This is a genomic window from Pseudomonas sp. AC169, from assembly GCF_979258515.1.
Genome location: NZ_OZ409866.1, coordinates 5,915,778 through 5,939,765, shown reverse-complemented (window position 1 = coordinate 5,939,765; position 23,988 = coordinate 5,915,778). Strand labels below are relative to the sequence as shown.

Genomic DNA, 23,988 nt, shown 5'->3' with positions numbered 1-23,988 from the left:
CCCCATGTCCGGGCTTGAACTGTTTGCTGCCGCCCTCGGTGTGATCGCCGTATGGCTGACGGTCAAACAGAATCCGTGGTGCTGGCCGATCGGTCTGGTCATGGTGCTGCTCTATAGCTGGATCTTCTTTGAAGTGAAGCTGTACTCGGACATGTTGCTGCAAGTGATTTACGCCGCGTTGCAAGTCTATGGCTGGTGGCAATGGACCCGCGCCGGGACGATGCACGACGGCCGCGAAGTCACGCGCCTCGATCGTCGTTCGCTGTTGCTCGGTCTCAGCGCAGGCGCCATCGGCAGCGTATTGCTCGGCGCGGCCATGGCCCATTGGACCGACGCAGCGCAGCCGTGGCTCGACGCGGCGTTGACCGGTTTCAGCTTGGTGGCGCAGTTGTGGATGGCGCAGAAACGCCTGCAATGCTGGGCGCTGTGGTTCGTGCTCGACGTGATCTTTGTCGGGCTGTTCATCTATAAGGGTTTGTACCTCACCGCTGCGCTGTACGGGCTGTTCACCTTACTGGCGATTCAAGGCTTTCGTGAATGGCGCGCCGACCCGGCGTTGCGCACATGAAGGTCGTGGTCCTCACCGGCCCCGAATCCACCGGCAAGAGCTGGCTGGCGGCGGGCCTGCAACAACGCTTTGGCGGCGTGCGCGTGGACGAGTACGTGCGCCGTTTTATCGAACTCAATCCCCGTGACACCTGCCTGGCCGACATCCCTGCAATCGCTCGGGGCCAGTTGCGGTGGGAAGATGAAGCGCGAGCGCAACAGCCGTCGTTGCTGATTCTCGACACTCACTTGCTGAGCAATATTCTGTGGAGCCAGACGCTGTTCGGTGACTGCCCGGACTGGCTGGAATCCGAGTTGCTGAAACGGCATTACGACCTGCATCTTTTACTCTCGCCAGAGCAGATCGACTGGACCGATGACGGTCAGCGTTGCCAACCGGACCTGCGCGAGCGACTGGCGTTTTACCGGGCCTCGCAAAACTGGCTGGAAAACCACCACATGCGTTTTCAGATCGTCCAGGGCAATTGGGCCGAACGCCAGTTGAGCGCCTTTGCCGCCGTCGAGCAATTGCTCGCCGAGTGACCGGTTCAACGGGGCAAATTCCCCGGCGGTTTCCCCTGTTTTGGGGGCAAAGTGTCCGTTCCTGAAACACTCCCCCCCGTGCAAAGCGCCCGTTTCAACACTGTTCATGGCTTTGTCATCGACGTTGTTACACCGCTGAAACACAGTCGCGCAAACCCTTGTTCCAGAGCATTGTTCAGCCAATAGACAGGTTGTTGCGAGGGTGCGTGTCTCACTGATGAAACAGCGTCTGTATCACTCAGCCGTGAATTTTGGTTAAGCCATTGAAATACGGATGATTTTAAAAAGCGGCACAGCTTTCGCTCTCTCCTTCACAACGCTGACTAGGGCCAGCCCACTGAAGAAGGAATTGCAGCCGTGGGGAATTTCAATAAAAGCTTGACCTGCCTCCTGCTGATCGGATCAGCAGCCAGCACATTGCTCAGTTTGAATGTTCACGCGGAAGGCAATGGCGTCATCGTCCTCAACCGCGATGTCCAGCCGATCCCGATCGGTCGCAATGGCGGCAAAGACCCCTACCCGACCACCGTCAATGCCAACCCGTCCGCACGCATCAACTCCACCATGAACAGCACCGAATTGAGCGACGGCGACTTCGCCGGTGTCGCCAGCGGCAGCGCGTTCCGCACCGTCAACAATGTCCAGGCTGGCTCCAACCTGCCAGGCCTCAATACCGTCACCAATCCCAACGGGATGCCCGGTATGAGCGCTGGCCATGGCGGCGGTTCCGGTGGTGCGATTTCCGGCACGATCAATCGCGCCATGAGTTCCGGCCTTGCTCCCCTGACCCGCATGGCCGGAGGCCAATGAAATGAATCGTTCCCTCCTGCTCATTGCCTTGCTGGCCTGCTCGAGTGTCATGGCCGCCGATCCCGCTTCTGTGAACAAAGCCAATATTCAAGACTCCGGCGTCCAGTATCGCGGCAACTTCAACGTCAACCAGGCCGCTGGCGATCAAATGCAGCAGACCAACGTCAAGGCCGTGGCGATTGGCACCGAGTCCCATGCCACGACCAGCGTCATGCAGAAAATCGACACACCTGCCTCACGCGCCATGGATGCCAGCGCAAACATCGGCGGCACTTCTTTCAGCAACGGCAACGGGATCCTGGGCGTCAACCAGGGCGCCGGGGCCAACAACCAGATGGCCAACGTCACGCGCGTCAGCATCAGTGCTGCCCCGCAGAGCGTTGACGACAGTGCCCTTTCACAACAGAACGTGGCGCTTTTACCGAGCTCAGGAGCAACTGGTACCTCACCCGGCAGTCGCCAGGTCACGACAAGTGATCAGGCCTTCACCGGCAGCCGCGGGGTAATCCAGGTGAACCAGAGTGCCGGGGTGGGGAACCGAATGGCTAACACCCTGAGCATCCGGGTCGCTGACTGACCCAAACAACAAAAGCAGTGCAATTAGAAAGTACCAACACTTAACCAACTAATAAGCACGATGGAGAAACACCATGAAACCTACAATGGCTCTCAAACCACTGGTTTTCGCACTTGCAGCAGTGATGGCAATCGCAGCACAGGCAGGCGGTCGTGATGACGATCATGGTAATGGCCACGGCAACGGGCACGGTAATAACCAGCCAAAAGGCCCTTCCCTGGAACAACTTCTGCAAATCACCGCCGGCGCCGGGGCTGCAGTTCTCGACGAACAAAACAGCGACGGCAACGTGGTAAAAAACCAGGGCACCCTCAATAACGCCAACGCCAGCGACTCGCTCAATGGCTCCAACGGCAATATGGGCGCCAACGTTGCAGCCGGCGACGGCAACCAACAAGACAACGCCGCCGCCCTGGCGACTGCCGACGAAAGCTTTATCTTCGGCACCGCTGTTGCTGCCTCGAGTGCAACTCAAGTCAACAACAATAACTACGTTAAAAACTCGTCCACCTTCAATAACGCTACGCTCAACAATGCAGGCAACAATGGTTCCGGCAACATCGGTATCAACGTGTCTGCAGGTAGCTTCAACCAACAGAAAAACAACCTGGCGATCGCCGTATCCGGTGGCCGTGTAGCCACTGCCGCCGCCTCTGCCAATCAGTCCTCCACTGGCCTGGTTGTAGAAAACAAAGGCGTGCAGACCTACAAAACAGACACCCTTACCGGTACTTACGCGGCCGCTGGCGTGTTTAAAGCCAAAGGCACTGCAACCATCGAAGATGATGACCACGGCGGTTATGGCAATCGTGGCGGCGGCCACGGTGGCAACGATGACCAGAAAGCCAAATTCGAAGCCGTCGGTACTTTTGGCCTCGCTGGCGTAACCACCCAACAAGTGATGACCAAAGATGGCTGGAAAGCCCCTGTCGTCAACAATGCCAACATGACCAACTCGATGAACAACTTCTCCGGCAACGGCGGAGCCAACGTCTCGGCGGGTGTGGGCAACCAACAAAGCAACTCGCTGTCCATCGCTGCTGGCTGCAGAGCCTGCCTGTAATCGCGATCGAAACGAAAGCCCCGGAAACGGGGCTTTTCCTCAGTCCGCAAAGGCGTATCGATCATGCGTAAGACTGCCCTCCTCACTCTGCTTTTCGTCTGTGGCCTGACTCAGGCCGGTCAGATGCCCGTGGCTGCCCTGCCGGGTGGCACGCTCGTCTACAAAAACGTGCAGAGCATCCGTGAGCGCAAGTTTGCCGACATCGTCGAACAGAAAACCGATTTCAGCTGCGGCGCTGCTGCACTGGCCACGGTGTTACGCCAGGCCTATTGGCTCGACGTCGATGAGGAGCACATCATCAAAGGCATGCTGGTCAACGCTGACCAGGACCTTGTTCGTACTCAAGGGTTTTCCATGCTCGACATGAAGCGCTACATAGAAAGCATCGGCATGCGCGCCAGGGGTTACAAGATTCCACCGGAGAAGCTCGAAGCGGTAACGATCCCGGTGGTGGTACTGATGGAAATTCGCGGCTACAAGCATTTCGTCGTGCTACAGCGTTCGGACAAGGATTGGGTTTACATCGGAGACCCGGTTCTCGGCCATAAACGCTACAAACATGATGACTTTGTCAAAGGTTGGAACGGCATTGTCTTTGCCATCGTCGGTCCCGGATACGACAAGGCCAATGCCTTGCGCAGCCCGCCCGTACCGTTGACGGCCAAGAACAAGCTGGATGGCTTCAACCCTGTCAGAGATGCGGAATTGATGGATTTCGGGTTCATACAGAGCGACTTCTTTTAATCGCCGATTATAGAAAATGGGACTGGATGTCCCGGGAGCAGCAGATGAAAACCTCATACTGGCTGGCCGCCGCCTGCCTGGCAGCGAGCGCATCGGGCTATGCCAATGCAGGATTCAAACCCATAGAAATCAAGGACCAGGAGCTCGCCGAGCTGCGTGGTCGGTATGTGATGCCGGGGCGGATCATCAGCTTCGGCATTGTCATGAGCAGTACCTGGCGCAACGCCAGCGGAGACATGATCGGGGCGTCTGCATCAATGCAGGTGCAACAATCCATCGTCAAACCGGAATTTTACGTGTCGACCATCAAGGAGATGGGCAACGGCAATACGCCGGAACTGGGCACTGGATCGATCATCGGCGGTGCCGGCCTCAACACATCGTCGGGCGTGACGCAGAGCGTGCGCGCAGCGGGTGACGGCAACACCGCGAACAACAACGTTGCCATCAACGTCAAAGAAGCCAGTCAGGCGCCAGCACTCGCCCCCACACAGGGTCAAGCCCTCACGCCCGGCCAGACTATTTCCAGCAGCAATGCCGCCGGCAATGTCGCGGTGTCGTCAACCGGTACGGGTGGCGTGCAAATGGCAATACAAGCCAGTGGCAATCAAGGCACGGCACTGCAACAGGTCGCTTCGAGCGGTCTGCTGCAGAATACCCGTCTGCTCGGGAGTGCCAACGTGGTCAACAACCTGACTCAACTTAACGTCGTACTCAATAATAACGGCAGAAGCGCCGGCGCACTGGATTGCAACCTGACTCAACTCGGGGCCCTACGCAGTATTGGATATTGAACTACGCTGAGTCTCGATCATTGGGCTTAAAGGGACGGCTTATTCATGTATCGATCAGTATCACTGCGTGCCGCAGTGTGTTTGAGCGCTCTTCTCCCGTCCGCGATGCTGCAAGCGGCACCGGACGCGGATGTAGAGGCCCTGAAACAGGAACTTCTGGAGCTGAAACAACGATACGAAGTGCAACAAAAAGCCCTTGCGGTACTTGAACAACGAGTCCGCCAGGTTGAAGAGCAACCCGCCGCCCCTGCGCCAAAACGACTGGCCAAATCGCCATCGGACATGAAAGGCAACCGCGTCGCCACCGGCACCGGTGCGGCAGCAGCATCAGGAGGCGCCGCCGGGGGCAGTGGCGCTTCTTACGGGCAATCACTGGCGGACGATTCGCAACCGGCGCAGAGCGTTTCCAACCTGTATGACGAGGCCAGCGGCTTCTTTGGCGGCGGCAAGTTCAGCGTTGAAACCGGCATTACCTATTCGCGTTATGACACCCGTCAGCTGATTCTCAACGGCTTCCTCGCGCTGGATTCGATTTTCCTCGGCAACATCAATCTCGACCGGATCAAGGCCGACACCTGGACCCTCGACCTGACGGGCCGCTACAACTTCGATAACCGCTGGCAGTTCGACCTGAATGTGCCCGTGGTCTATCGCGAATCGACTTATCAGTCGGGCGGCGGCAATCAGGGCGCGGCGGGTGTCACCACCGAAGAAACCGTGACCAAGGATCCGACCATTGGCGACGTCAACTTCGGCATCGCTTACAAGTTCCTGGATGAGTCGGTCAATACGCCGGACGCGGTGGTCACCTTGCGGGTCAAGGCGCCAACCGGCAAGGATCCGTTCGGGATCAAACTGCGCCAGACCGATGCCAACTCCAACCTGTTCGTGCCTGACACCCTGCCCACCGGCAACGGCGTCTGGTCGATCACGCCGGGCATCTCGCTGGTCAAGACATTTGACCCCGCCGTACTGTTCGGCAGTTTGTCCTACACCCATAACCTCGAGGAGTCGTTCGACGACATCAGTTCCACCGTCAACCAGAAGACCCCGGGCAAGGTGCGTATCGGCGACAGCTTCCAGATCGGCGCCGGTATTGCCTTTGCGCTGAACGAGAAGATGAGTATGTCGTTCTCGGTATCTGACCTGGTGCAACGCAAGAGCAAGCTGAAACAGGATGGCGGTGACTGGGAATCGGTGGTGTCCAGCGACGCCAACGCCGGTTACTTCAACGTCGGCATGACCATTGCGGCCACTGACAACCTGACCATCGTGCCCAACCTGTCCATCGGCATGACGGACGATGCCCCGGACTTTTCCTTCAGCCTGAAATTCCCGTACTACTTCTAACCGTTCGGAAAACGCAAAGGCCCGTTGCGATCATCTCGCAACGGGCCTTTGGCGTTTTGCGCCTAGCGGATCTGGTGCTTGTGAAGCAAACGGTAAAACGTTGGCCGGGACACGCCAAGGACCTTGGCCGCAACACTGAGGTTATCGCTGTGCCGGTTCAACACATCGCACAGCGCCTGGCGTTCGGCGCGAGTCTTGTAATCTTCCAGCGTGCCCATGGGCGTGGCGATCGAATGCTGGCTTATCAACCCCAAATCACGGGCCTCGATCTGCCGGCCCTCGGCCAACACCAGCCCACGGCGCACACGGTTGGCCAGTTCCCGCACGTTGCCGGGCCAGTCATGTTTGCCCATGGCAATCAGCGCATCTTCACTGAAGCTACGTGGGCGGCGGCCGGTTTCGTGGCTGTAAAAGTGGGAAAAGTGATTGGCCAGCATCGACAGGTCACCGTGGCGCTCGCGCAACGGCGCGGTGACCACTTGCAGCACATTGAGCCGGTAATACAGATCTTCGCGAAAACGCTTTTTCTCAATGGCGGCTTCAAGGTCGACGTGGGTCGCCGCCAGGACACGAACATCCACCGGGATCGGCTGACTGCCACCGACGCGCTCGATGTGCTTTTCCTGCAGAAAACGCAGCAGATTGGCCTGCAGTTCCAGCGGCAGATCACCGATCTCATCGAGAAACAGCGTGCCGCCATTGGCCGCTTCAATGCGCCCGACCTTGCGTTGATGCGCGCCGGTGAACGCACCTTTTTCGTGACCGAACAGCTCGGATTGAATCAAATGCTCGGGAATCGCCCCGCAGTTGATCGCCACAAACGGTTTGCTGTGACGCTGGGATTGCCGGTGCAGGGTGCGCGCGACCAGTTCTTTACCGGTACCGCTTTCGCCACGGATCAGCACTGGCGATTCGGTCGGCGCCAGTTTGCTGAGCAATTTGCGCAGTTCTCGGATCGGTTTGCTGTCGCCAAGCAGTTCATGTTCGGGCTGATCCACGTGAATCGTGCCCTGCCCGCGCAAACGCGCCATACCGAACGCCCGGCCGAGGGTGACCTGCACCCGCGAAACGTCGAACGGCAAGGTATGAAAATCGAAAAACCATTCACAGACGAAGTCACCGACGTTTTGCAGACGCAGGACTTCCTGGTTGAGTACAGCAATCCATTCCGTGCCGCTGCGGCTGATCAGTTCCTTGACGGCTTCGGGGCGTTCGAGGTGAAACGGCTGCAATCGCAGCAAGCCAACGTCACAACTTCGATCGGCGGCATTTTCCAGGGTACAGCTATCAACATCCCAACCTACGGCGCGTAATCCGGGCAATAAGCGGTGGCAATCGTCGCAGGGATCGACCACCAATAAACGTCGTAACGCAGGCGCTTCGCTCATGACTGTTCCTTGGCGCCAAATTATTAGAAATGATTGTAAAAACAGTCATTTGGCAGACCCGACTGTAACATTAGCAAGATTTTGACAGGGCCTTGTATCGATTGCTTATAGGTGTACAAGCAAACACGTTATAAGAACCCAAGTTGTTAGTTAGCTATCGACTAATTCCCGCCCAAACCTTTCAGTGAGCTTTCAAAAACGCTGCAAAAAAGCAATGTCATGAAAGAAAGTTGAAATTTCTTTGTTTCCTGTGTGACCTGCCTGCGGGTTCGGTGCATCAGTACAAGTACCAGCCGAACGGTAAGCCCAACCGACGGCATATCACTTGATTGGGCACGACAGAGAGAAAACCCATGACCGCCCCGCTCCGTATCAACGAAGCTCTTCTGATTGCCAACCACGCGTTCAAACCGTTCCAGTGCGTGGCCTGGGCGCCACAAGACGGCAATGGCGAACTGAGCCTGACCGTCGTCGACCGGACCAATTCGCATATCGGTCGCAAACAGATCCCAAGCAGCGCCTACTCCGATCCAGCGCAACTCGAGCAACTGCTGCAGCAAGCTCGCGCTGAACTCAGCGAAGAAGGTTACAGCCTGCAATCCTGGTCGATGCCACACTAACAGCCGGGCGATGCGGATGACGTTCAGGTCATCCGCCCTACTCTGTTAGTTGCAATCTTTTTAACTCCTCGTAATTTTGTACAACTATTTGCAAGTTATTCAGGCTTAACTGCTTGGCCGGCTTGCTATTGGTTCAAAAAGACACTGTTCTGGCACAGTGCGACCCTCCACCTGTTAGTTCTTACAGTTGTACTTCTCCCGGTTCAGGGATTGAATGTTTCGCTCATGCAGTTACCCCTCCGGTTTCCGGTACAGGTCAACTCGCAAGGAGATGCGTGCATGTCCACCCTGAACACTTTTGCCCTGCCGGCATTACCGACGGCGTTGTCGAATCCGGCCGGTCAACTCGACAAGACATTTGCCGCCAACGGCGTCGCCCAAGTGTATTTCGCGGGCAGCGTCTCCAGCCTGACGGAAGATATCGCGCTCGATGCGCAGGGGCGGATCCTCGTCGCCGCCAAAGTCGGCATCGCGGCCGGCAGCCGATTCGGACTGGCGCGGATGCTCGCCGATGGCTCGGCCGATCTGGCCTTTGGTGAACAAGGCAGCGTCATCGATACCTTTGCTCCAGGCTTCGAAGCCACTGCTGGCAAAGTCCAGGTGCTGCCCGACGGGCGCATTCTGCTGGCGGGCCTGCATTATGAAAACGCCCATCGCACCTTGCCGGCGCTGGCCTTGTTCGACGCACAAGGAAAGCCGGACCTGAGTTTTGGTGACAACGGTCGTCAGGTGGTACACCTGCCCGGCGATCTGTCCATGGGCAGCCGTGATTGCTGGCTGCCACCGGGCGTACCGGGTGCCGAAGCCTGCGACTTCGTCGTGCAGGACGACGGACATATTCTGTTGATCGCCAATCATCACTTCGAACTCGCCGACCATGCCGGCATGCTGATTCGCCTCAAGCGCGACGGCAGCCTCGATGAAACCTTCAACGGCCGCGGCTTCGTGATGATTCGCCACTTGCTGCTCAATACCTGGCTCAGCAGTCTGCTGGTGCAGGAGGATGGGCGGATTGTGGTGGCAGGCTCCATCGACTTTCCGCAGGAGGGTTTGTTGGCGCGCTACCTGCCCAATGGTCGCCTCGATGAACGCTTTGCCGTGGACGGCTTTATGGCGTTCAAGGCGCACGGGCAAAGCGCCCAGGTCTGTCAGGTCATTGAATCCAGCGACGCGCTGCACTGCTTCGGCAGCAGTCGCGACCCGATTCGCTGCATGGCCTACAGCGTGCACATCAATGGGCGGCCGAACTTGCACAACCACGGCGGCCAGCCACAACTACTGGAAATCGGCCCCAGCGGCTGCCAATGGAGCGCCGCGCAACGCATGGCGGACGGCCGCGTCATCGCGGTCGGCGCGACCATTGGCGGAATCGAGGCGGATTTTATCGTTGCCCGCTACTTGAGTGATGGCTGCCTGGACCACAGCTTCGGCGACGGCAAAGGCTGGTTGCGCACGCGTCTGGGGCGCAGCCTCGACACGGCCAATTCGCTGGCTGTGCAATCGGACAACGCCATTCTCGTGGGCGGTTACTCGCTGGATGGCAACTACCGGGCGATGGTTGCGCGTTACCTCAACCAATGAAAAACACAGACTGTACTTGATCTTCCACAACGCATCCGGCAACTTGCGCGCTTCTAAAGACAAGGAGCAACCGATGTCCGGTTCAATGGCCCAGGCCTTCGCGCAAAACTTTCTCGGACACTCGCCACGCTGGTATAAGGCGACCATCGTCGGTTTTCTTATCCTCAATGCGCTGGTGCTGTTCACGGTTGGCCCGGTCGCGGCCGGCTGGTTGCTGGTGATTGAATTCATCTTCACCCTGGCGATGGCGCTCAAGTGCTATCCGCTGATGCCCGGCGGTTTGTTGCTGGTCGAAGCGCTGCTGCTGAAGATGACCACCCCGCAGGCGCTTTACGATGAACTGGTGCACAACTTCCCGGTGATCCTGCTGCTGATGTTTATGGTCGCCGGCATCTACTTCATGAAAGATCTGTTGCTGTTTCTGTTCTCGCGACTGCTGTTGGGCGTGCGCTCAAAAGCAGTCCTGGCGTTGATGTTCTGCTTTCTTTCCGCATTCCTGTCGGCATTTCTCGATGCGTTGACGGTGACTGCTGTGATCATCAGTGCGGCGGTCGGTTTCTATTCCGTTTATCACCGTGTCGCGTCCGGCAACGATCCGCGCCAGGACAGCGAGTTCGCTGACGACCAGAACCTGCCGAAACTGCATCACGATGATCTGGAACAGTTCCGCGCCTTTCTGCGCAGCCTGCTGATGCACGGTGCGGTCGGTACGGCATTGGGCGGCGTCTGCACGCTGGTCGGCGAACCGCAGAACCTGTTGATCGGCCACGAAATGGGCTGGCACTTCGGTGAGTTCTTCCAGAAGGTCGCACCGGTTTCGCTGCCAGTGCTGGCGGCGGGTCTGGTCACCTGCGTGCTGCTGGAGAAATTGCGCTGGTTCGGTTACGGCACACTGCTGCCGGACAATGTTCGCGCCGTGCTGGCCAATTACGCCGCCGAAGACAACGCCGAACGCACGGCGCGCCAACGCGCTGCGCTGCTGGTGCAAGGCGCCGCCGCACTGATTCTGATCGGTTGCCTGGCCTTTCACATTGCTGAAGTCGGCCTGATCGGTTTGATGGTAATTGTGTTGATCACCGCGTTTACCGGTATCACCGACGAGCATCGTCTGGGCAGCGCATTCAAGGACGCCATGCCGTTCACGGCGTTGCTGGTGGTGTTTTTTGCGGTGGTCGCGGTGATTCACGATCAACAACTGTTCGCGCCGTTGATCCAGTGGGTGCTGGCCCTGCCGGTCGAGCAGCAACCGGGCATGCTGTTTATTGCCAATGGCCTGTTGTCAGCCATCAGTGACAATGTGTTTGTCGCGACGATCTACATCACCGAAGTGAAACAGGCGTTCCTTGCCGGGCACATGAGCCGCGAGCATTTCGAGACGCTGGCGATTGCGATCAATACCGGTACCAATCTGCCGAGCGTAGCGACGCCGAATGGTCAGGCCGCATTCCTGTTCCTGCTGACCTCGGCGATTGCGCCGCTGGTGCGCTTGTCGTATGGGCGGATGGTGTGGATGGCGTTGCCGTACACCTTTGTGATGGGGTTGCTGGGCTGGTATGCCGTGAGCTACTGGCTCTAACCAACACTGAATAAACCTGTGGGAGCGAGCCTGCTCGCGAAGAGGGAGTGTCAGACAACGGATTTGTTGAATGACACACCGCTTTCGCGAGCAGGCTCGCTCCCACATTGGTTTTTCGGTGGTGTCAGTGAGGAAGGATGTATTTCTCGATCGCCTGGGCCACGCCGTCTTCGGTGTTCGGCGCGGTGATCACGTCGGCCTGACGCTTCACTGCCTCCTCTGCCTGGCCCATGGCGATCGACAATCCCGCGCAATGAAACATCGCCGGGTCGTTGCCACCATCGCCAATCGCAGCGGTCTGCTCCAGCGGTATCCCCAAGTGCTCAGCCAGAGTCGCGAGAGCAGTGCCCTTGTTGGCCTCCAGCGCCGTGACATCGAGATACACCGGTTGTGACCGCGACACTTGCGCCATGCCATTGACCTTGGGCAGCAGGCGCGCTTCCAGTTCGATCAACAGTTCAGTGTTGTTGCTGGTCGCGACGATCTTGTCGATACGCTCCAGATACGGCTCGAAACTCCCCACCACCACCGGCGGATAACCGAGGCCGTGCTGTTCGCGCGGCACCATCGGCCCGTGCGGATCCTTGAGCAACCAGTCGCCACCGCTGAACACCCAGATTTCGACATCAGGCTGATCGGCGAACGTAGCCAGTGCAATCAATGCTGTCGTGGCCGGCAAGTAATGCGCCACCAACAGACTGCCGTCGGGATTGACGATAGTGCCGCCATTAAACGCGGCTGTTGGCAGATCGACGCCCAAGGCTTCGATCTGCTGCAGCATGGCTTTCGGCGGTCGACCGGTGGCGAGGCTGAACAGCACGCCCGCCTCACGCAGCGAACGCACCGCGTCGATGGTGCGCTGGCTCAGTGTGTGATCGGGCAGCAATAGCGTTCCGTCCATGTCGCTGAGCAAAAAACGAATCGGTTGGTTCGGCAAGTCACTCATCCCAGACCATGCCAGACGCGACCATCGCGAGTCAGCAAATCTTCCGCAGATTGCGGGCCATCTTCACCGGCGGCGTAGGTTTGCACACTGGCGTCCTGCTGCCAGGCGTCGAGGAACGGCTGCACCGCGCGCCAGCCGTTCTCGATGTTGTCAGCGCGCTGAAACAGCGTCTGATCGCCGGTCAGGCAGTCATAGATCAGGGTTTCGTAGCCGGTCGACGGCTGCATCTCGAAAAAGTCTTTGTAGGCAAAACCCAGCTCGATGTTGGCCATGTTCAACGCTGGGCCTGGCCGTTTGGCCAGCAGGTCGAACCACATGCCTTCGTTGGGCTGGATCTGGATGCGCAGGTATGTCGGCTGCAACTCGTCGACTTCAGTGTCACGGAACTGCGCGTACGGCGCCGGTTTGAAGCAGATGACGATCTCGGTGTCACGCACGCTCATGCGCTTGCCGGTGCGCAGGTAAAACGGCACGCCGACCCAGCGCCAGTTGTCGATCATCACTTTCAGCGCGACGTAGGTTTCGGTGCTGCTATCCGGCGAGACGTTGGCTTCCTGGCGATAACCGTTCAACGGCTTGCCATCGACTTCGCCGGCGCTGTACTGGCCGCGAACCGAGTTGGCCCGCGCCTCTTCAGTGGTCCACGGGCGAATCGCACCCACAACCTTGGCCTTCTCGCCGCGCACCGCATCGGCGCCGAAAGCGGCCGGCGGTTCCATGGCGACCATGGCGAGCAACTGGAACAGGTGATTGGGCACCATGTCGCGCAGTGCGCCGGTGTGTTCGTAAAAACTGCCACGGGTTTCGACGCCGACGGTTTCCGCGGCGGTGATTTGCACGTGGTCAATGTAATGGTTGTTCCAGAAGGCTTCGAAGAGGCTGTTGGAGAACCGGCTGACCAGAATGTTCTGCACGGTTTCCTTGCCCAGGTAATGGTCGATCCGATAGATCTGCTTCTCGGACATCACCTTGAGCAAACAGGCGTTCAGCGCTTCGGCAGTTTGCAGATCGGAGCCGAACGGCTTTTCGATCACCACCCTTCTGAACGCTTCGGGAGTTTCTTCAAGCAAACCGGCGCTGCCGAGTCGGCGCACCACTTCGCTGAAGAAACGCGGCGCGGTGGCCAGGTAGAACACCGCATTGCCGGTGCCGCTGTCGGCGATTTTCGCCGCCAGCGCGGAATAAGTGCTGTCGTCCAGAAAGTCGCCCTGGACGTAGCTGATACCTTTGGCGAGCTTGGCCCACAAGGCCGGATCAAGCATCTGATCGCCCTTGCCGACCTTCGCCGCCACTTCGGTACGGATGAAGTCTTCGAGCTTTTGCGCGAAGGCCTCATCGGTAATGGCGTTGTGGTCAACGCCAACGATCCGCAGATTTTCGTCAAGCAAGCCGTCGCGACTGAGGTTGTACAGCGCCGGCATCAGCAAGCGCTTGACCAGGTCGCCGTGGGCACCGAACAAAAACAGCGTGGTCGGTGGTGCGGGTTCTGCCTTGGATTTTCTGCGGATCGTATGGGTCATTTCTTCGGTGTCTCCACGTGGCCGCCGAAGCCGAAGCGTTGGGCCGAAAGAATCTTGTCGCCAAAGGTGCCCTGACCGCGCGAACGGTAGCGCGAGAACAGCGAGTTCGACAGCACCGGTACCGGCACCGCTTGTTCCATGGCCGCTTCGATGGTCCATTGACCTTCGCCGCTGTCGGCAACCGAGCCGGAGAAGCCGTCAAGCTTCGGATCGCTGGCCAGTGCATCGGCGGTCAGATCGAGCAACCACGAAGACACCACGCTGCCGCGACGCCAGACTTCTGCGATGTCAGCCACGTTGAGATCAAAACGCTGATCTTCCGGCAGGCGCTCGCTGGACTTGGTCTTGAGGATGTCGAAGCCTTCGGCGAATGCGGCCATCATGCCGTACTCGATGCCGTTGTGAATCATCTTCACGAAGTGCCCGGCACCGGCAGGACCGGCGTGGATATAACCGTGCTCGGCGCGATGGTCATCGGACTTGCGATCCTTGGTGCGCGGGATGTCGCCCATGCCCGGCGCCAGTGCGGCGAACAGCGGGTCGAGGCGCTGCACGGTTTCAGCGTCGCCGCCGATCATCATGCAATAGCCGCGCTCCAGGCCCCAGACGCCGCCGGAGGTGCCGACGTCGATGTAGTGCAGGCCTTTCTCGGCCAGAGTCTTGGCGCGACGAATGTCATCCTTATAGTTGGTGTTGCCGCCGTCGATGATGGTGTCACCGGCTTCGAGCAGCGTGCTCAGGGTGTTGATGGTGTCTTCGGTCGGTGCGCCGGCCGGCAGCATGACCCATACCGCACGCGGTTTGGCCAGGCCGGCAACCAGAGCCGGCAAATCGGCGACGCCAGTGGAGCCCTCGGCGACCAGGTTATCGATGAAAGCGGTATTGCGGTCGTAAACAACGGTGGTGTGACCGTTGAGCATCAGACGCCGCGCAATATTGCCGCCCATGCGGCCCAGTCCAATAATCCCGAGTTGCATGTGCTGATGCTCCTTACTACAAATAAATGTGTGTCATTGGTTATAGCCCAACGCGACTGATGGAGGTTAGTCCAGAGCGTTGCGATGAAGTTTCCGGGCATTGTGCCCGATCCAGACTGATAACGCCCCGAATCCTGCAGAAGACACACCGACCATGAAAAATAAAAAAGTTCCATTCACAGGCAAAAGAAATCAAAATCGGCGCCGATAGTAGATCAGTCCCGCAAACCGGGACGACCTACAGTTGATGCACGCCATTTGCGAGGTGAGCAATGGGCACAGTACACACAGCAATGCCGCCACAAACCCTGTACGTGACGATCCGTCGCGATGAATTGCGTCAGTTGAAAGACGAACGCGACCAGTTGAAGCAGGAGCTGGCGCAGCTGCGCCTGTTGACCCAAGGTGCGCAACCGCAACCTTTGCCGGTCGTTCAGCGTCACCCCCACGCCTGATCCCCGCCTGATTCGGGAACGGCAGCCGCTGTTCCCGACACGTTTAGCTCTGGTTGCCTCAGTCAACTAACAAACTTTTCACATTCTCTTGGTAATACTCCGCGCCATTCTGGCCGTACCTGCGTGTACGGCTTCCGTTCGTCGGCTTCATGGATGTTCCGGCGGTGGTTGTAACGAATGAGCTGGAGCGCCGAATGGCATTGTTCAAACGCAGCAAAACGACTGCGACAGGTTTCGATTGGGCCGGTTTTCTCTGGCTGTTCGTATTCTTCTGGTACTTCTCGGGTATCACCCAACTGCTGATCCAACTGACCGGTACCTCCGGTTTCACCGGCTTCCGTCAGGCGTTCGTCATGAGCGCAATCTGGCTGGCACCGATGCTGCTGTTCCCCAAGCGCACCAAACTGCTCGCCGCCATCATCGGCGTGGTGTTGTGGGCCTGCTCGATGGCCAGCCTGGGCTACTTCTTCATCTATGAGCAGGAGTTTTCCCAGAGCGTCATCTTCATCATGTTCGAGTCGAATGTGTCCGAAGCCGGCGAGTACATGACCCAGTACTTTGCCTGGTGGATGGTGCCAGCGTTCCTCGCCCACACCGCCTTCGCTTATTTCTTGTGGACGCGCCTGCGTCCGGTGTACATGCCCCGTGGTCGCGCATTCGTCGCGGCGATGGCCATCCTGATTGCCGTGATCGGTTATCCGCTGGTCAAACAAACCCTGCGCATGGGCACTTTCGCTCAAGGCTTCGAGAAGTTCGAAACCCGCATCGAGCCCGCAGTGCCGTGGCAGATGGTGGTCGCTTATCACCGCTACCAGGAAACCCTCGCCGACATGCAGGGCATGCTGCACAACGTGAGCAAGATCCCGCCGCTGAAAAATCTTCAGGACGCCTCGGCCGATCAACCGAAAACGCTGGTGCTGGTGATCGGTGAGTCGACCAACCGTCAGCGCATGAGCCTTTACGGCTATCAGCGCAACACCACGCCGGAACTGGACAAGCTCAAGGATCAACTGGCGGTGTTCGACAACGTCGTCACCCCTCGCCCGTACACCATCGAGGCCCTGCAGCAGGTTCTGACCTTTGCTGATGAGGAAAGCCCGGATCTGTACCTGTCCACGCCGTCGCTGGTCAGCATGATGAAACAGGCCGGCTACAAGACCTTCTGGATCACCAACCAGCAGACCATGACCAAGCGCAACACCATGCTCACGACCTTCTCCGAACAGGCCGACGAGCAGGTGTACCTGAACAACAACCGCAACCAGAACGCCGCGCAATACGATGGCGACGTGATCGAGCCGTTCAACAAGGCCCTGGCTGACGCGGCACCGCGCAAGTTGATCGTCGTGCATTTGCTCGGTACGCACATGAGCTACCAGTACCGTTATCCGCCGACGTTCGACAAGTTTCAGGATCGCAAAGGCGTACCGCCCGGCGTGCGTGACGACCAGGTACCGACCTACAACAGCTACGACAACGCCGTGCTGTACAACGACTTCGTGGTCTCGAGCCTGATCAAGGATTACGCCAAATCCGATCCGAACGGCTTCCTCCTGTACCTCTCGGACCACGGTGAAGACGTGTTCGACTCGGTGGGCCACAAGACCCTGGGCCGCAACGAAAACAAACCGACCGCGCCGATGTACACCATCCCGTTCATGGCCTGGGCATCGCCGAAGTGGAAGGAAGCCCACGACTGGAACTTCGCCGGCGACCTTGATCGCCCCTACAGCAGCTCGCACTTGATCCACACCTGGGCGGATCTGGCCGGTTTGAGTTTCGATGAACTCGACCGCAGCAAGAGCCTGGTCAGCGACAGCTTCAAGGCGCGACCATTGCTGATCGGCGACCCGTACCAGACCGATCAGCGCGCGCTGATTGATTTCAGTTTGATGAAGCCGAAGAAACCCGATAACGCCGTCGCCGACGCGGCGGAGCAGTAACACCGAAGGGGCCTTGAACGGCCCCTTTTTCATGCGTTATCAGGGACAGACCACCTTTCCCTTCAGATCTTCGCCCGACTTTTAGCCTTTAAACTGGAATGTTTAAAAGACACCTCCAGACACGCCTCCAAGGCTACACATCCTTGCGCCTTTGCCTACAGCTACGCCAAAATCCGCCGGCTTGTGCGTCTTGGGGTCGGGTTCTATTGTGGTGCGGTCGCTGACGAATCAGCGATCGGGTTTCGCAGCCCGGATCAATCAAGGCGCACAGCGCTCCGGTTCATTGCCATCAAGTTTCATGGCAATGGTGCTTCATGGCGGCTGTGCGCGGGATACCTTCGGGTATGCCGGGTTCCTTGATTCCCGGTCTGCGAACCTGCGTACAGCTGCCACCTCTCTTCGTTTCGCAGCGAAATGTGGCGGCTCCAATAATCAAGGAGTTTCACCATGATCAAACCAACACCCAACCCACCCGAAACCGACGCCACTTCCCCCTACGAATCCCTCGATTCAAAAAAACTCAACGACGCCGCCGAGCGCGCCCTCGATCACTACCTCTGCCCACCCGGCTCCACCCCACCGCCCCGTAGAACCCGCCGGATGTACGCCGTCACAGCCGACTTCAAAAACGAGGAACTGCTGGCCGATGCCAGCGAAACCCTCGCTTCAGCCAGAACCATTGCCCATGACTTCGCCCACCTCATACCCGCGTCACAGCGCAGGACGCTGCTGGGGATCGCGCAATTGATCATGCTCGGCGAGCTGGCAGTGAATCGGGTGATGGATAATCTGGAGTTGCCGGGGTGATGCGGTTCGGCTAAGTGATTCGGTGACAGTGCCGGCCCCTTTGCGAGCAAGCCCACATTTGTTCCAAGGCGAATACAAAACTTGTAATCAATGAAGATTCCTGTGGGAACTTGCTCACGAAAGCGCCCTCGCGGCCACTACATGTCTTGAGGCGTAAAAAACCGCAGCCCCTTGTATCGGGACAGCGGTTTTTTCGTTTCGGCTACTTTCCTTTGCCTCAGCGGACTGAAGGCGACGCTTAAGGTTTTAGACAAATCTCTGTTTGGCTGTTGATACCCTTTGAGTGAGTCCCCCCCGGTCACCAATTTTTTACAATGTTAAAAAAGGTTGGGGTTAATGGGCACAGATCTTTCTTCCCAACTCCAATCCCCCCACGGTAACGCTCGTGCCGGTACCGAATAGACTGATTGCAAATCCGGTCGGACCGCTCCCGACCGGTAGTCGCCAAAACTCAAACCTTCGCCGCATCAATCACCGATACGACATTATCAATTCTCGCGCATATAAAAACGCGGGTACCGTCCGGGCTGAAGGCCACTCCGGCCGGGTTCCACCCGAGTTCGATGGTCTTGAGGACTTGGTTCGATCTCGTGTCAATCACCGAATATTCCCTTGCAGATAAGCTGACATACATGCGGGTACCATCCGGGCTGACAGCGATTCCCGTTGCGTTGCTGTCAAGTGGGATGCTCGTCAGGACCTCGGCCATCGCCGTATCAATCACCAAGACCGTGCGGTCGTGGGTGCCGACATAAACGTAAAGACCGTCCGGGCTGACGACGACATGGGACGACTTGCTCCCGATTTGGAACCTCGTCAGGACTTGATCCGTCGCCGTATTAATCACCAAGAACGTGTCCGTACTGCCGCTGCAGGCATAAACTCGTTTACCGTTCGGGCTGACGGCAATACGGTATGGGCCTGGATCGACCGGGATGCTCATCAGGACTTGATCCGTCGCGGTATCAATCACCGAGACCGTGTCGCTGTAAAAGTTGCAGACATAAGCGCGCTTACCGTCCGGCCTGATGGCAAGCCCGCGCGGAAAGTCCCCGACCGGGATGCTTGTCAAGACCTGATTTGTCGCCGTATCAATCACTGCGACCGTGTTGTGGTTACGCAAGCCGACGTAAGCGCGGTTACTGTCCGGGCTGACGACAATCCCTTCCGAATTGGAGCTGACCAATATGTCCGTCAGAACTCGATTCGTCGTCGTATCAATCACCGAGACCGTGCCACCTGACAGGGAGACATAAGCGCGGGTACCGTCCGGGCTGACAGCGATTTCTACCGGATAGCCGTCGACCGGGATGTTATCGACCGGCCCCAGCTCTGTAACGGTTACGGTTGCCCTGGCGGTCAGATTACCACTGGTAGCGGTCAGACTGTAATCGCCGAGGACGGGAGCGGCCTTGACGCCCTTGACCTTGATCATACCGTTCTCGTCGGTGATGAAGTCGCGCTGGCCGCTGCCGCCATCGGCGTACGTAAAGTTGGCCGGGAGAATCAGCTTAACCTTGCCTCCGGGGACGGGATCAACACTGCTGGTGAGTATCAAGTCAATGTTTTTGAGCCGGCCAGACGGGGCGATGTTAATGAGATGGGGCTCGGTGCCGAAATTTGAGTAATAGATCGTTCATGGGGTGAGACTCCTGTCGCGGGTGGTATGGATGAAGCTTTATTTACACCTGCGACAGGCAGGGACGGCTACTGTCAGAAATTACAGGTAGGCGCAGATTTCCGACGGACGGCATTGCGGCACAAACACAAAAATCAGACCATCAGTAGCTGTTAAATTTTGCGCGTCGCACCTACATTCCAATGAACGAAGTTGTCTATCATCCACACCTCCCCCCTACGAATCCCTCGATTCAAAAAAACTCCACGAAGCCGCCGAACGCGCCCTCGATCACTACCTCTGCCCACCCGGCTCCACGCCACCGCCCCGTAGAACCCGCCGGATGTACGCCGTTACCGCCGACTTCAAAAACGAGGAACTGCTGGCCGATGCCAGCGAAACACTCGCTTCCGCCAGAACCATCGCCCATGACTTCGCCCATCTCATACCCGCGTCGCAGCGCAGGACGCTGTTGGGGATCGCGCAGTTGATCATGCTCGGCGAGCTGGCGGTGAATCGGGTGATGGATAATCTGGAGGTGCCGCAGTAGCGGGCCTCGACGATCGTTCCCACGTTCTGCGTGGGAATGCCTCAACGGATGCTCCGCGTTCGGCTTTGGAAGGGACGCGGAGCGTCCCGGGCTGCATTCCCACGCGGAGCGTGGGAACGATCAACACGGGCACGATCTTTTGCTTTGGCAAAACTGGCGGAAGGCAGCCGGAGTCGAACCTGCCCGGGAACGGATGCCGTCCCCAACCGGGTTTGAAGCCCGGCCGCGCCACCGGGCGCGATTGCCTTCCTTGAACTCATTGCGCGTTGGCGTGGGCCAGCGCGTTGTCGGGGCGGATCTGGCGGGATTCGCCGAGGCGTCGGGTCAGGCCGACGCGGTCGAAATATTCCAGATACTGAATGCAGCGTTTGCGTCCCAAGCCTAGCGCATCGCGGAAGGTTGTCACCTGGATCTGCGGATTTTCCTTGGCGAGCTTCAGGAGCATGTCGGCCATTTGGCGCAGTTGCACGTCACTCAAAAACAAGTCGCGCACCACTTGATGCATCAGCCCGAGCCGCGCCAGTTTGCGCAGCAGCAAGCGCACGACCGCATCGTCCTGGCCAAGCATTTTCGCGATGTCGCGCACCCACGGCGGGTCGAATCCGGCGTTTTCGAACAGCGGTTGTAATACCTGCCAGAGGCTTTCGTCCTCGGCGTTCAGGCGCACCTGATGATCCGGCAGATGCAGCCATGGGCCGCTCGCCTGCACCGATCCGGCCGCGAGCAACTCATCCAGCAAACTGACAAACGTTGAACGCTCTAGCGCCAGACCACTGAAGCGCCGCAAGCGATCGCGATCGGGGCCCATCTGGTCGGGTTCCAGCTCATGGAACTGTGCGAGTTGTTCCAGCAAGGTGAATTTCAATTGCGCCCAGCGCTGCACGTTGAACAGCAGCGGGCCTTGGCGGGTGTCGATCAGGCGCACGTTTTCCGCTAACGCCCAGGTTGAACACGGACGATTGAACTGACGTTCGAGCCGTTGCGGGTCGAGGCCGCCGGCACTGTGATTGAGCAACACGGGCAAGACTTGTTCAAACTCGTCGCCCGAGACCAAAGCGCGCAGTTGCGCCAGACGTTCGGGGCTGCGACGTTGTCGCGCCGGGGCGAACGGGTCGAGGACCTGACCGCCGCCCAAGGTGCGTTGCGCACTCTGATCACGCAGGATCAGTCGATCGCCCTTCACCGCGTGCACGGGCGCATTGATCAACAGTTGCGCGAACATGTGCTCGCCGGGACTCAAGCGCGGACCTTCGAGCAAGGCCACCCGGGCGATGACATCCTGGGTGCCGAGGTGCACGTGCACCGGGTGAAAGTGTTGGAAAGTGCGTTCGCCGGGCAGCAGTCGAAAGTCGATGTCGATCCGTTGCGTCGGCGCATGCAGCCATTCGCTCAGTAGCCACTGACCGCGATGGATCTGCGCCAGTTCGAGGCGTTCGCCGGTCAGGTTCAACGCCACTCGCTGGCCGGCGAAGGCTTGCTCGGCGGGTTGATTCTGCGCATGCAGGCCGCGCACTCGCACTGTTTTTCCGGAAGGCGCCATACCCAGTTTGTCGCCAACCGCAACCGTGCCCGACAACGCTGTGCCCGTGACCACAATCCCCGCACCCGCGACGCTGAACGCCCGATCGATCGCCAAACGAAAACCGCCCTCAAAACTGCGCGCCTGCACCACGTTTTGCACCTGCATCAGCGCCGCGCGCAATTCATCAACGCCCTTCCCGCTCACACTCGATACCGTAAAAATCGGCGCCTCGACAAACGGCCCGGGAGCAAGCAGATCGAGCACCTGACGCTGCACTTCTTCCACCCTGCCCGCTTCGACCCGGTCGCATTTGGTGATCGCCACCAACGCGCGGGGGATGCTGAGCAATTCAACAATCGCCAGATGCTCGCGGGTTTGCGGCATCACGCCGTCGTCCGCCGCGACCACCAGCAACACCAGATCAATGCCTTGGGCGCCAGCGAGCATGTTGTGGGTGAATTTCTCGTGGCCGGGGACGTCGATAAACCCGGTCAGCCCCGCGCCGGGTTCGAGCTCGGCATACAGATAACCGAGGTCGATGGTCATCCCGCGCTCGCGTTCCTGCGGGCGGCGGTCGCCGGTTTGACCGGTCAGGGCTTGCAGCAGCGACGTCTTGCCGTGGTCGATGTGCCCCGCCGTGCCGACGATCACGGGGCGACCTGCAAGTGCGGTAACTGCGCGAGCCACGCTGGTTCATCGTCGAGCTGACGCAGATCCAGCCACAGGGCATCGTCATCAATGCGCCCGAGCACCGGGGTCGGCAAGGCGCGCAACGCCGCTTCCAGATTCAGCAGGCAATGCCCGCGCAAACGCTTGGAGACTTGCGGGCGCATACACAATGCCGCACTCGGCAAACGCGCGACCGGTTGGCTGCCGCTGCCGATCATGCCCAAGGCCTCAACTGCACTGACCTGCCAGCGCTCACCCAACAACTCAGCCATCAACGGCTGCAAACGTAAGGCCTGGGCGAAGATGTCAGCTTGCGGGCGAGTCAACAGACGCAAACTCGGCAGACGTTCAGCGAGACGATCAGGATCGCGGTACAACCCGAGCACCGCTTCCAGTGCCGCCAAGGTCAACTTGTCCACGCGCAAAGCACGTTTCAACGGGTTCTTCTTGATCTTCGCGATCAGCTCTTTGCGCCCGACGATCAACCCGGCCTGCGGGCCGCCGAGCAACTTGTCACCACTGAAAGTGACGATGTCCGCGCCATCCAGCAACGCCTGACGCACCGTCGGTTCCGCCGGCAAGCCCCAGCGTGTCAGGTCCAGGAGACTGCCGCTGCCAAGATCCTCCAGCAACGGCAAGCCATGTCGATGCGCGAGCTCGGCCAATTCCGCGGTCGGCACGCGGGCAGTAAAACCTTCAATGCTGTAGTTGCTCGCGTGCACACGCATGATCAAACCGCTGCGTGGATTGATCGCCGCTTCATAGTCGCGAGCATGGGTGCGATTGGTCGTACCGACTTCGTGCAGGCGCACGCCGGCGCGGGCCATGATGTCGGGGATGCGGAAGGCGCCGCCGATTTCGATCAGCTCGCCACGGGAAATGATGCCTTCCTTGCGCGCGCCCAGACTGTTGAGCGTCAGCAGCACGGCGGCGGCATTGTTGTTGACCACGGTGACGGCTTCGGCGCCGGTCAGTTCGCGGATCAGGCCTTCGATCAGATCATCGCGATCGCCGCGTTTGCCGCTGGCCAGATCGAATTCCAGATTGAGCGGATAACGCGCGGCCATTTGCACCGCGTCGATGGCTTCGTCGGGCAACAAGGCACGGCCCAAATTGGTGTGCAGGACGGTGCCGGTGAGGTTGAACACTCGGCGTACGTTGCTGCGCTGCTGCTGGGCCAGACGTTCGCCGACGCGGCCGGCGAGCACTTCGGGGCTGATTTCGACGGCGGATAATTGCCCGCTTAACACGCTGGGGCGCAATTCATCGAGCAACTGCCGCAAACCCGCCAGCAGCGATTCACGACCGTGGCGTTCGAGCAAAGGCACACACGCCGGATGACGCAACACACCATCAATGGAAGGTAACCGCAGGGACATCAGTCACTCC

At 58.9% G+C, this 23,988-nt stretch carries 21 protein-coding genes, 1 tRNA gene and 1 pseudogene; 15 read left to right on the top strand and 8 right to left on the bottom strand.

Annotation, left to right across the window (positions count from 1 at the left end):
• The first annotated feature begins 4 nt into the window (after positions 1–4).
• The 8 genes from pnuC (at position 5) to ACZZ0G_RS26435 (ending at position 6,427) form a co-directional block, all read left to right on the top strand.
• Positions 5–568 carry a nicotinamide riboside transporter PnuC gene (gene pnuC / locus ACZZ0G_RS26470; RefSeq protein ID WP_463396325.1) on the top strand — a complete coding sequence of 188 codons (564 nt, stop codon included), beginning with the start codon at positions 5–7 and terminating at the stop codon, positions 566–568.
• Entirely contained in the window at positions 565–1,089 is a 525-nt protein-coding gene (locus ACZZ0G_RS26465) for an AAA family ATPase (RefSeq protein ID WP_463558902.1), read from the top strand. The genes pnuC and ACZZ0G_RS26465 overlap by 4 nt, the downstream gene beginning before the upstream one ends.
• 357 nt (positions 1,090–1,446) lie before the next feature.
• Entirely contained in the window at positions 1,447–1,899 is a 453-nt protein-coding gene (locus tag ACZZ0G_RS26460; RefSeq protein ID WP_463558165.1) for a hypothetical protein, read from the top strand.
• 1 nt (position 1,900) lies between these two features.
• Entirely contained in the window at positions 1,901–2,476 is a 576-nt protein-coding gene (locus ACZZ0G_RS26455) for an adhesin (RefSeq protein ID WP_463558164.1), read from the top strand.
• A gap of 73 nt (positions 2,477–2,549) precedes the next feature.
• Positions 2,550–3,539, top strand: coding sequence for a heme utilization protein (locus tag ACZZ0G_RS26450; RefSeq protein WP_463558163.1), 990 nt, complete (start codon positions 2,550–2,552; stop codon positions 3,537–3,539).
• A gap of 63 nt (positions 3,540–3,602) precedes the next feature.
• On the top strand, positions 3,603–4,283 hold the full coding sequence (locus ACZZ0G_RS26445) for a C39 family peptidase (protein ID WP_463558162.1): 681 nt from the start codon (positions 3,603–3,605) through the stop codon (positions 4,281–4,283).
• 44 nt (positions 4,284–4,327) lie between these two features.
• Positions 4,328–5,077 carry a hypothetical protein gene (locus tag ACZZ0G_RS26440; RefSeq protein ID WP_463558161.1) on the top strand — a complete coding sequence of 250 codons (750 nt, stop codon included), beginning with the start codon at positions 4,328–4,330 and terminating at the stop codon, positions 5,075–5,077.
• Between the two features lie 45 nt (positions 5,078–5,122).
• The gene (locus ACZZ0G_RS26435) at positions 5,123–6,427 is read left to right on the top strand and encodes a hypothetical protein (protein ID WP_463558160.1); all 1,305 of its coding nucleotides are present in this window, start codon (positions 5,123–5,125) and stop codon (positions 6,425–6,427) included.
• A 62-nt stretch (positions 6,428–6,489) separates the two neighbouring features.
• On the opposite strand, the gene ACZZ0G_RS26430 is transcribed toward ACZZ0G_RS26435, so the two are convergent.
• A complete protein-coding gene (locus tag ACZZ0G_RS26430) occupies positions 6,490–7,815 on the bottom strand; it encodes a sigma-54 dependent transcriptional regulator (RefSeq protein ID WP_016983762.1) in 1,326 nt (441 codons plus the stop codon).
• A 353-nt stretch (positions 7,816–8,168) separates the two neighbouring features.
• On the opposite strand from ACZZ0G_RS26430, the gene ACZZ0G_RS26425 reads away from it, so the two are divergent.
• The 3 genes from ACZZ0G_RS26425 (at position 8,169) to nhaB (ending at position 11,592) form a co-directional block, all read left to right on the top strand.
• A complete protein-coding gene (locus ACZZ0G_RS26425; RefSeq protein ID WP_116030401.1) occupies positions 8,169–8,435 on the top strand; it encodes a hypothetical protein in 267 nt (88 codons plus the stop codon).
• Between the two features lie 279 nt (positions 8,436–8,714).
• Positions 8,715–10,016, top strand: coding sequence for an NHL repeat-containing protein (locus ACZZ0G_RS26420; protein ID WP_463558159.1), 1,302 nt, complete (start codon positions 8,715–8,717; stop codon positions 10,014–10,016).
• A 73-nt stretch (positions 10,017–10,089) separates the two neighbouring features.
• Positions 10,090–11,592: a sodium/proton antiporter NhaB gene (nhaB, locus tag ACZZ0G_RS26415; RefSeq protein WP_463396332.1), complete on the top strand. Its 1,503-nt coding sequence runs from the start codon at positions 10,090–10,092 to the stop codon at positions 11,590–11,592.
• Between the two features lie 124 nt (positions 11,593–11,716).
• On the opposite strand, the gene ACZZ0G_RS26410 is transcribed toward nhaB, so the two are convergent.
• Genes ACZZ0G_RS26410 through gnd form a run of 3 tightly spaced genes read right to left on the bottom strand, consistent with a single transcriptional unit; the run spans position 11,717 to position 15,035 of the window.
• On the bottom strand, positions 11,717–12,538 hold the full coding sequence (locus ACZZ0G_RS26410; RefSeq protein ID WP_463558158.1) for an HAD family hydrolase: 822 nt from the start codon (positions 12,536–12,538) through the stop codon (positions 11,717–11,719).
• Positions 12,535–14,058 carry a glucose-6-phosphate dehydrogenase gene (zwf, locus tag ACZZ0G_RS26405; protein WP_463558157.1) on the bottom strand — a complete coding sequence of 508 codons (1,524 nt, stop codon included), beginning with the start codon at positions 14,056–14,058 and terminating at the stop codon, positions 12,535–12,537. Before zwf ends, ACZZ0G_RS26410 begins: the two co-directional genes overlap by 4 nt.
• Positions 14,055–15,035: a phosphogluconate dehydrogenase (NAD(+)-dependent, decarboxylating) gene (gnd, locus tag ACZZ0G_RS26400; protein ID WP_007914838.1), complete on the bottom strand. Its 981-nt coding sequence runs from the start codon at positions 15,033–15,035 to the stop codon at positions 14,055–14,057. The genes zwf and gnd overlap by 4 nt, the downstream gene beginning before the upstream one ends.
• A 272-nt stretch (positions 15,036–15,307) precedes the next feature.
• On the opposite strand from gnd, the gene ACZZ0G_RS26395 reads away from it, so the two are divergent.
• The 3 genes from ACZZ0G_RS26395 to ACZZ0G_RS26385 all read left to right on the top strand — a co-directional run bounded on the left by ACZZ0G_RS26395 (position 15,308) and on the right by ACZZ0G_RS26385 (position 18,240).
• Positions 15,308–15,490, top strand: coding sequence for a DUF6026 family protein (locus tag ACZZ0G_RS26395; RefSeq protein WP_016983768.1), 183 nt, complete (start codon positions 15,308–15,310; stop codon positions 15,488–15,490).
• A 194-nt stretch (positions 15,491–15,684) separates the two neighbouring features.
• Positions 15,685–17,433, top strand: coding sequence for a phosphoethanolamine transferase CptA (locus tag ACZZ0G_RS26390; protein ID WP_463558156.1), 1,749 nt, complete (start codon positions 15,685–15,687; stop codon positions 17,431–17,433).
• 447 nt (positions 17,434–17,880) lie between these two features.
• The gene (locus tag ACZZ0G_RS26385; RefSeq protein WP_463558155.1) at positions 17,881–18,240 is read left to right on the top strand and encodes a DUF6124 family protein; all 360 of its coding nucleotides are present in this window, start codon (positions 17,881–17,883) and stop codon (positions 18,238–18,240) included.
• A 451-nt stretch (positions 18,241–18,691) separates the two neighbouring features.
• Here ACZZ0G_RS26385 and ACZZ0G_RS26380 read toward each other — a convergent pair whose 3' ends face one another.
• Positions 18,692–19,798 (bottom strand): beta-propeller fold lactonase family protein, encoded by a 1,107-nt coding sequence (locus ACZZ0G_RS26380; RefSeq protein WP_463558154.1) that lies wholly within the window; start codon positions 19,796–19,798, stop codon positions 18,692–18,694.
• Positions 19,799–20,093: 295 nt separating this feature from the next.
• Between ACZZ0G_RS26380 and ACZZ0G_RS26375 the strand changes: the two are divergent.
• Positions 20,094–20,408: pseudogene (locus tag ACZZ0G_RS26375) on the top strand (DUF6124 family protein); the annotation flags it as partial.
• 154 nt (positions 20,409–20,562) lie between these two features.
• Here the strand turns inward: ACZZ0G_RS26375 and ACZZ0G_RS26370 are convergent.
• The 3 genes from ACZZ0G_RS26370 to selA form a co-directional block, all read right to left on the bottom strand.
• Positions 20,563–20,658, bottom strand: a tRNA-Sec gene (locus ACZZ0G_RS26370).
• 6 nt (positions 20,659–20,664) lie between these two features.
• The gene (gene selB / locus ACZZ0G_RS26365; protein ID WP_463558901.1) at positions 20,665–22,581 is read right to left on the bottom strand and encodes a selenocysteine-specific translation elongation factor; all 1,917 of its coding nucleotides are present in this window, start codon (positions 22,579–22,581) and stop codon (positions 20,665–20,667) included.
• A complete protein-coding gene (gene selA, locus ACZZ0G_RS26360) occupies positions 22,578–23,981 on the bottom strand; it encodes an L-seryl-tRNA(Sec) selenium transferase (protein ID WP_463558900.1) in 1,404 nt (467 codons plus the stop codon). Before selA ends, selB begins: the two co-directional genes overlap by 4 nt.
• Positions 23,982–23,988: the final 7 nt, after the last annotated feature.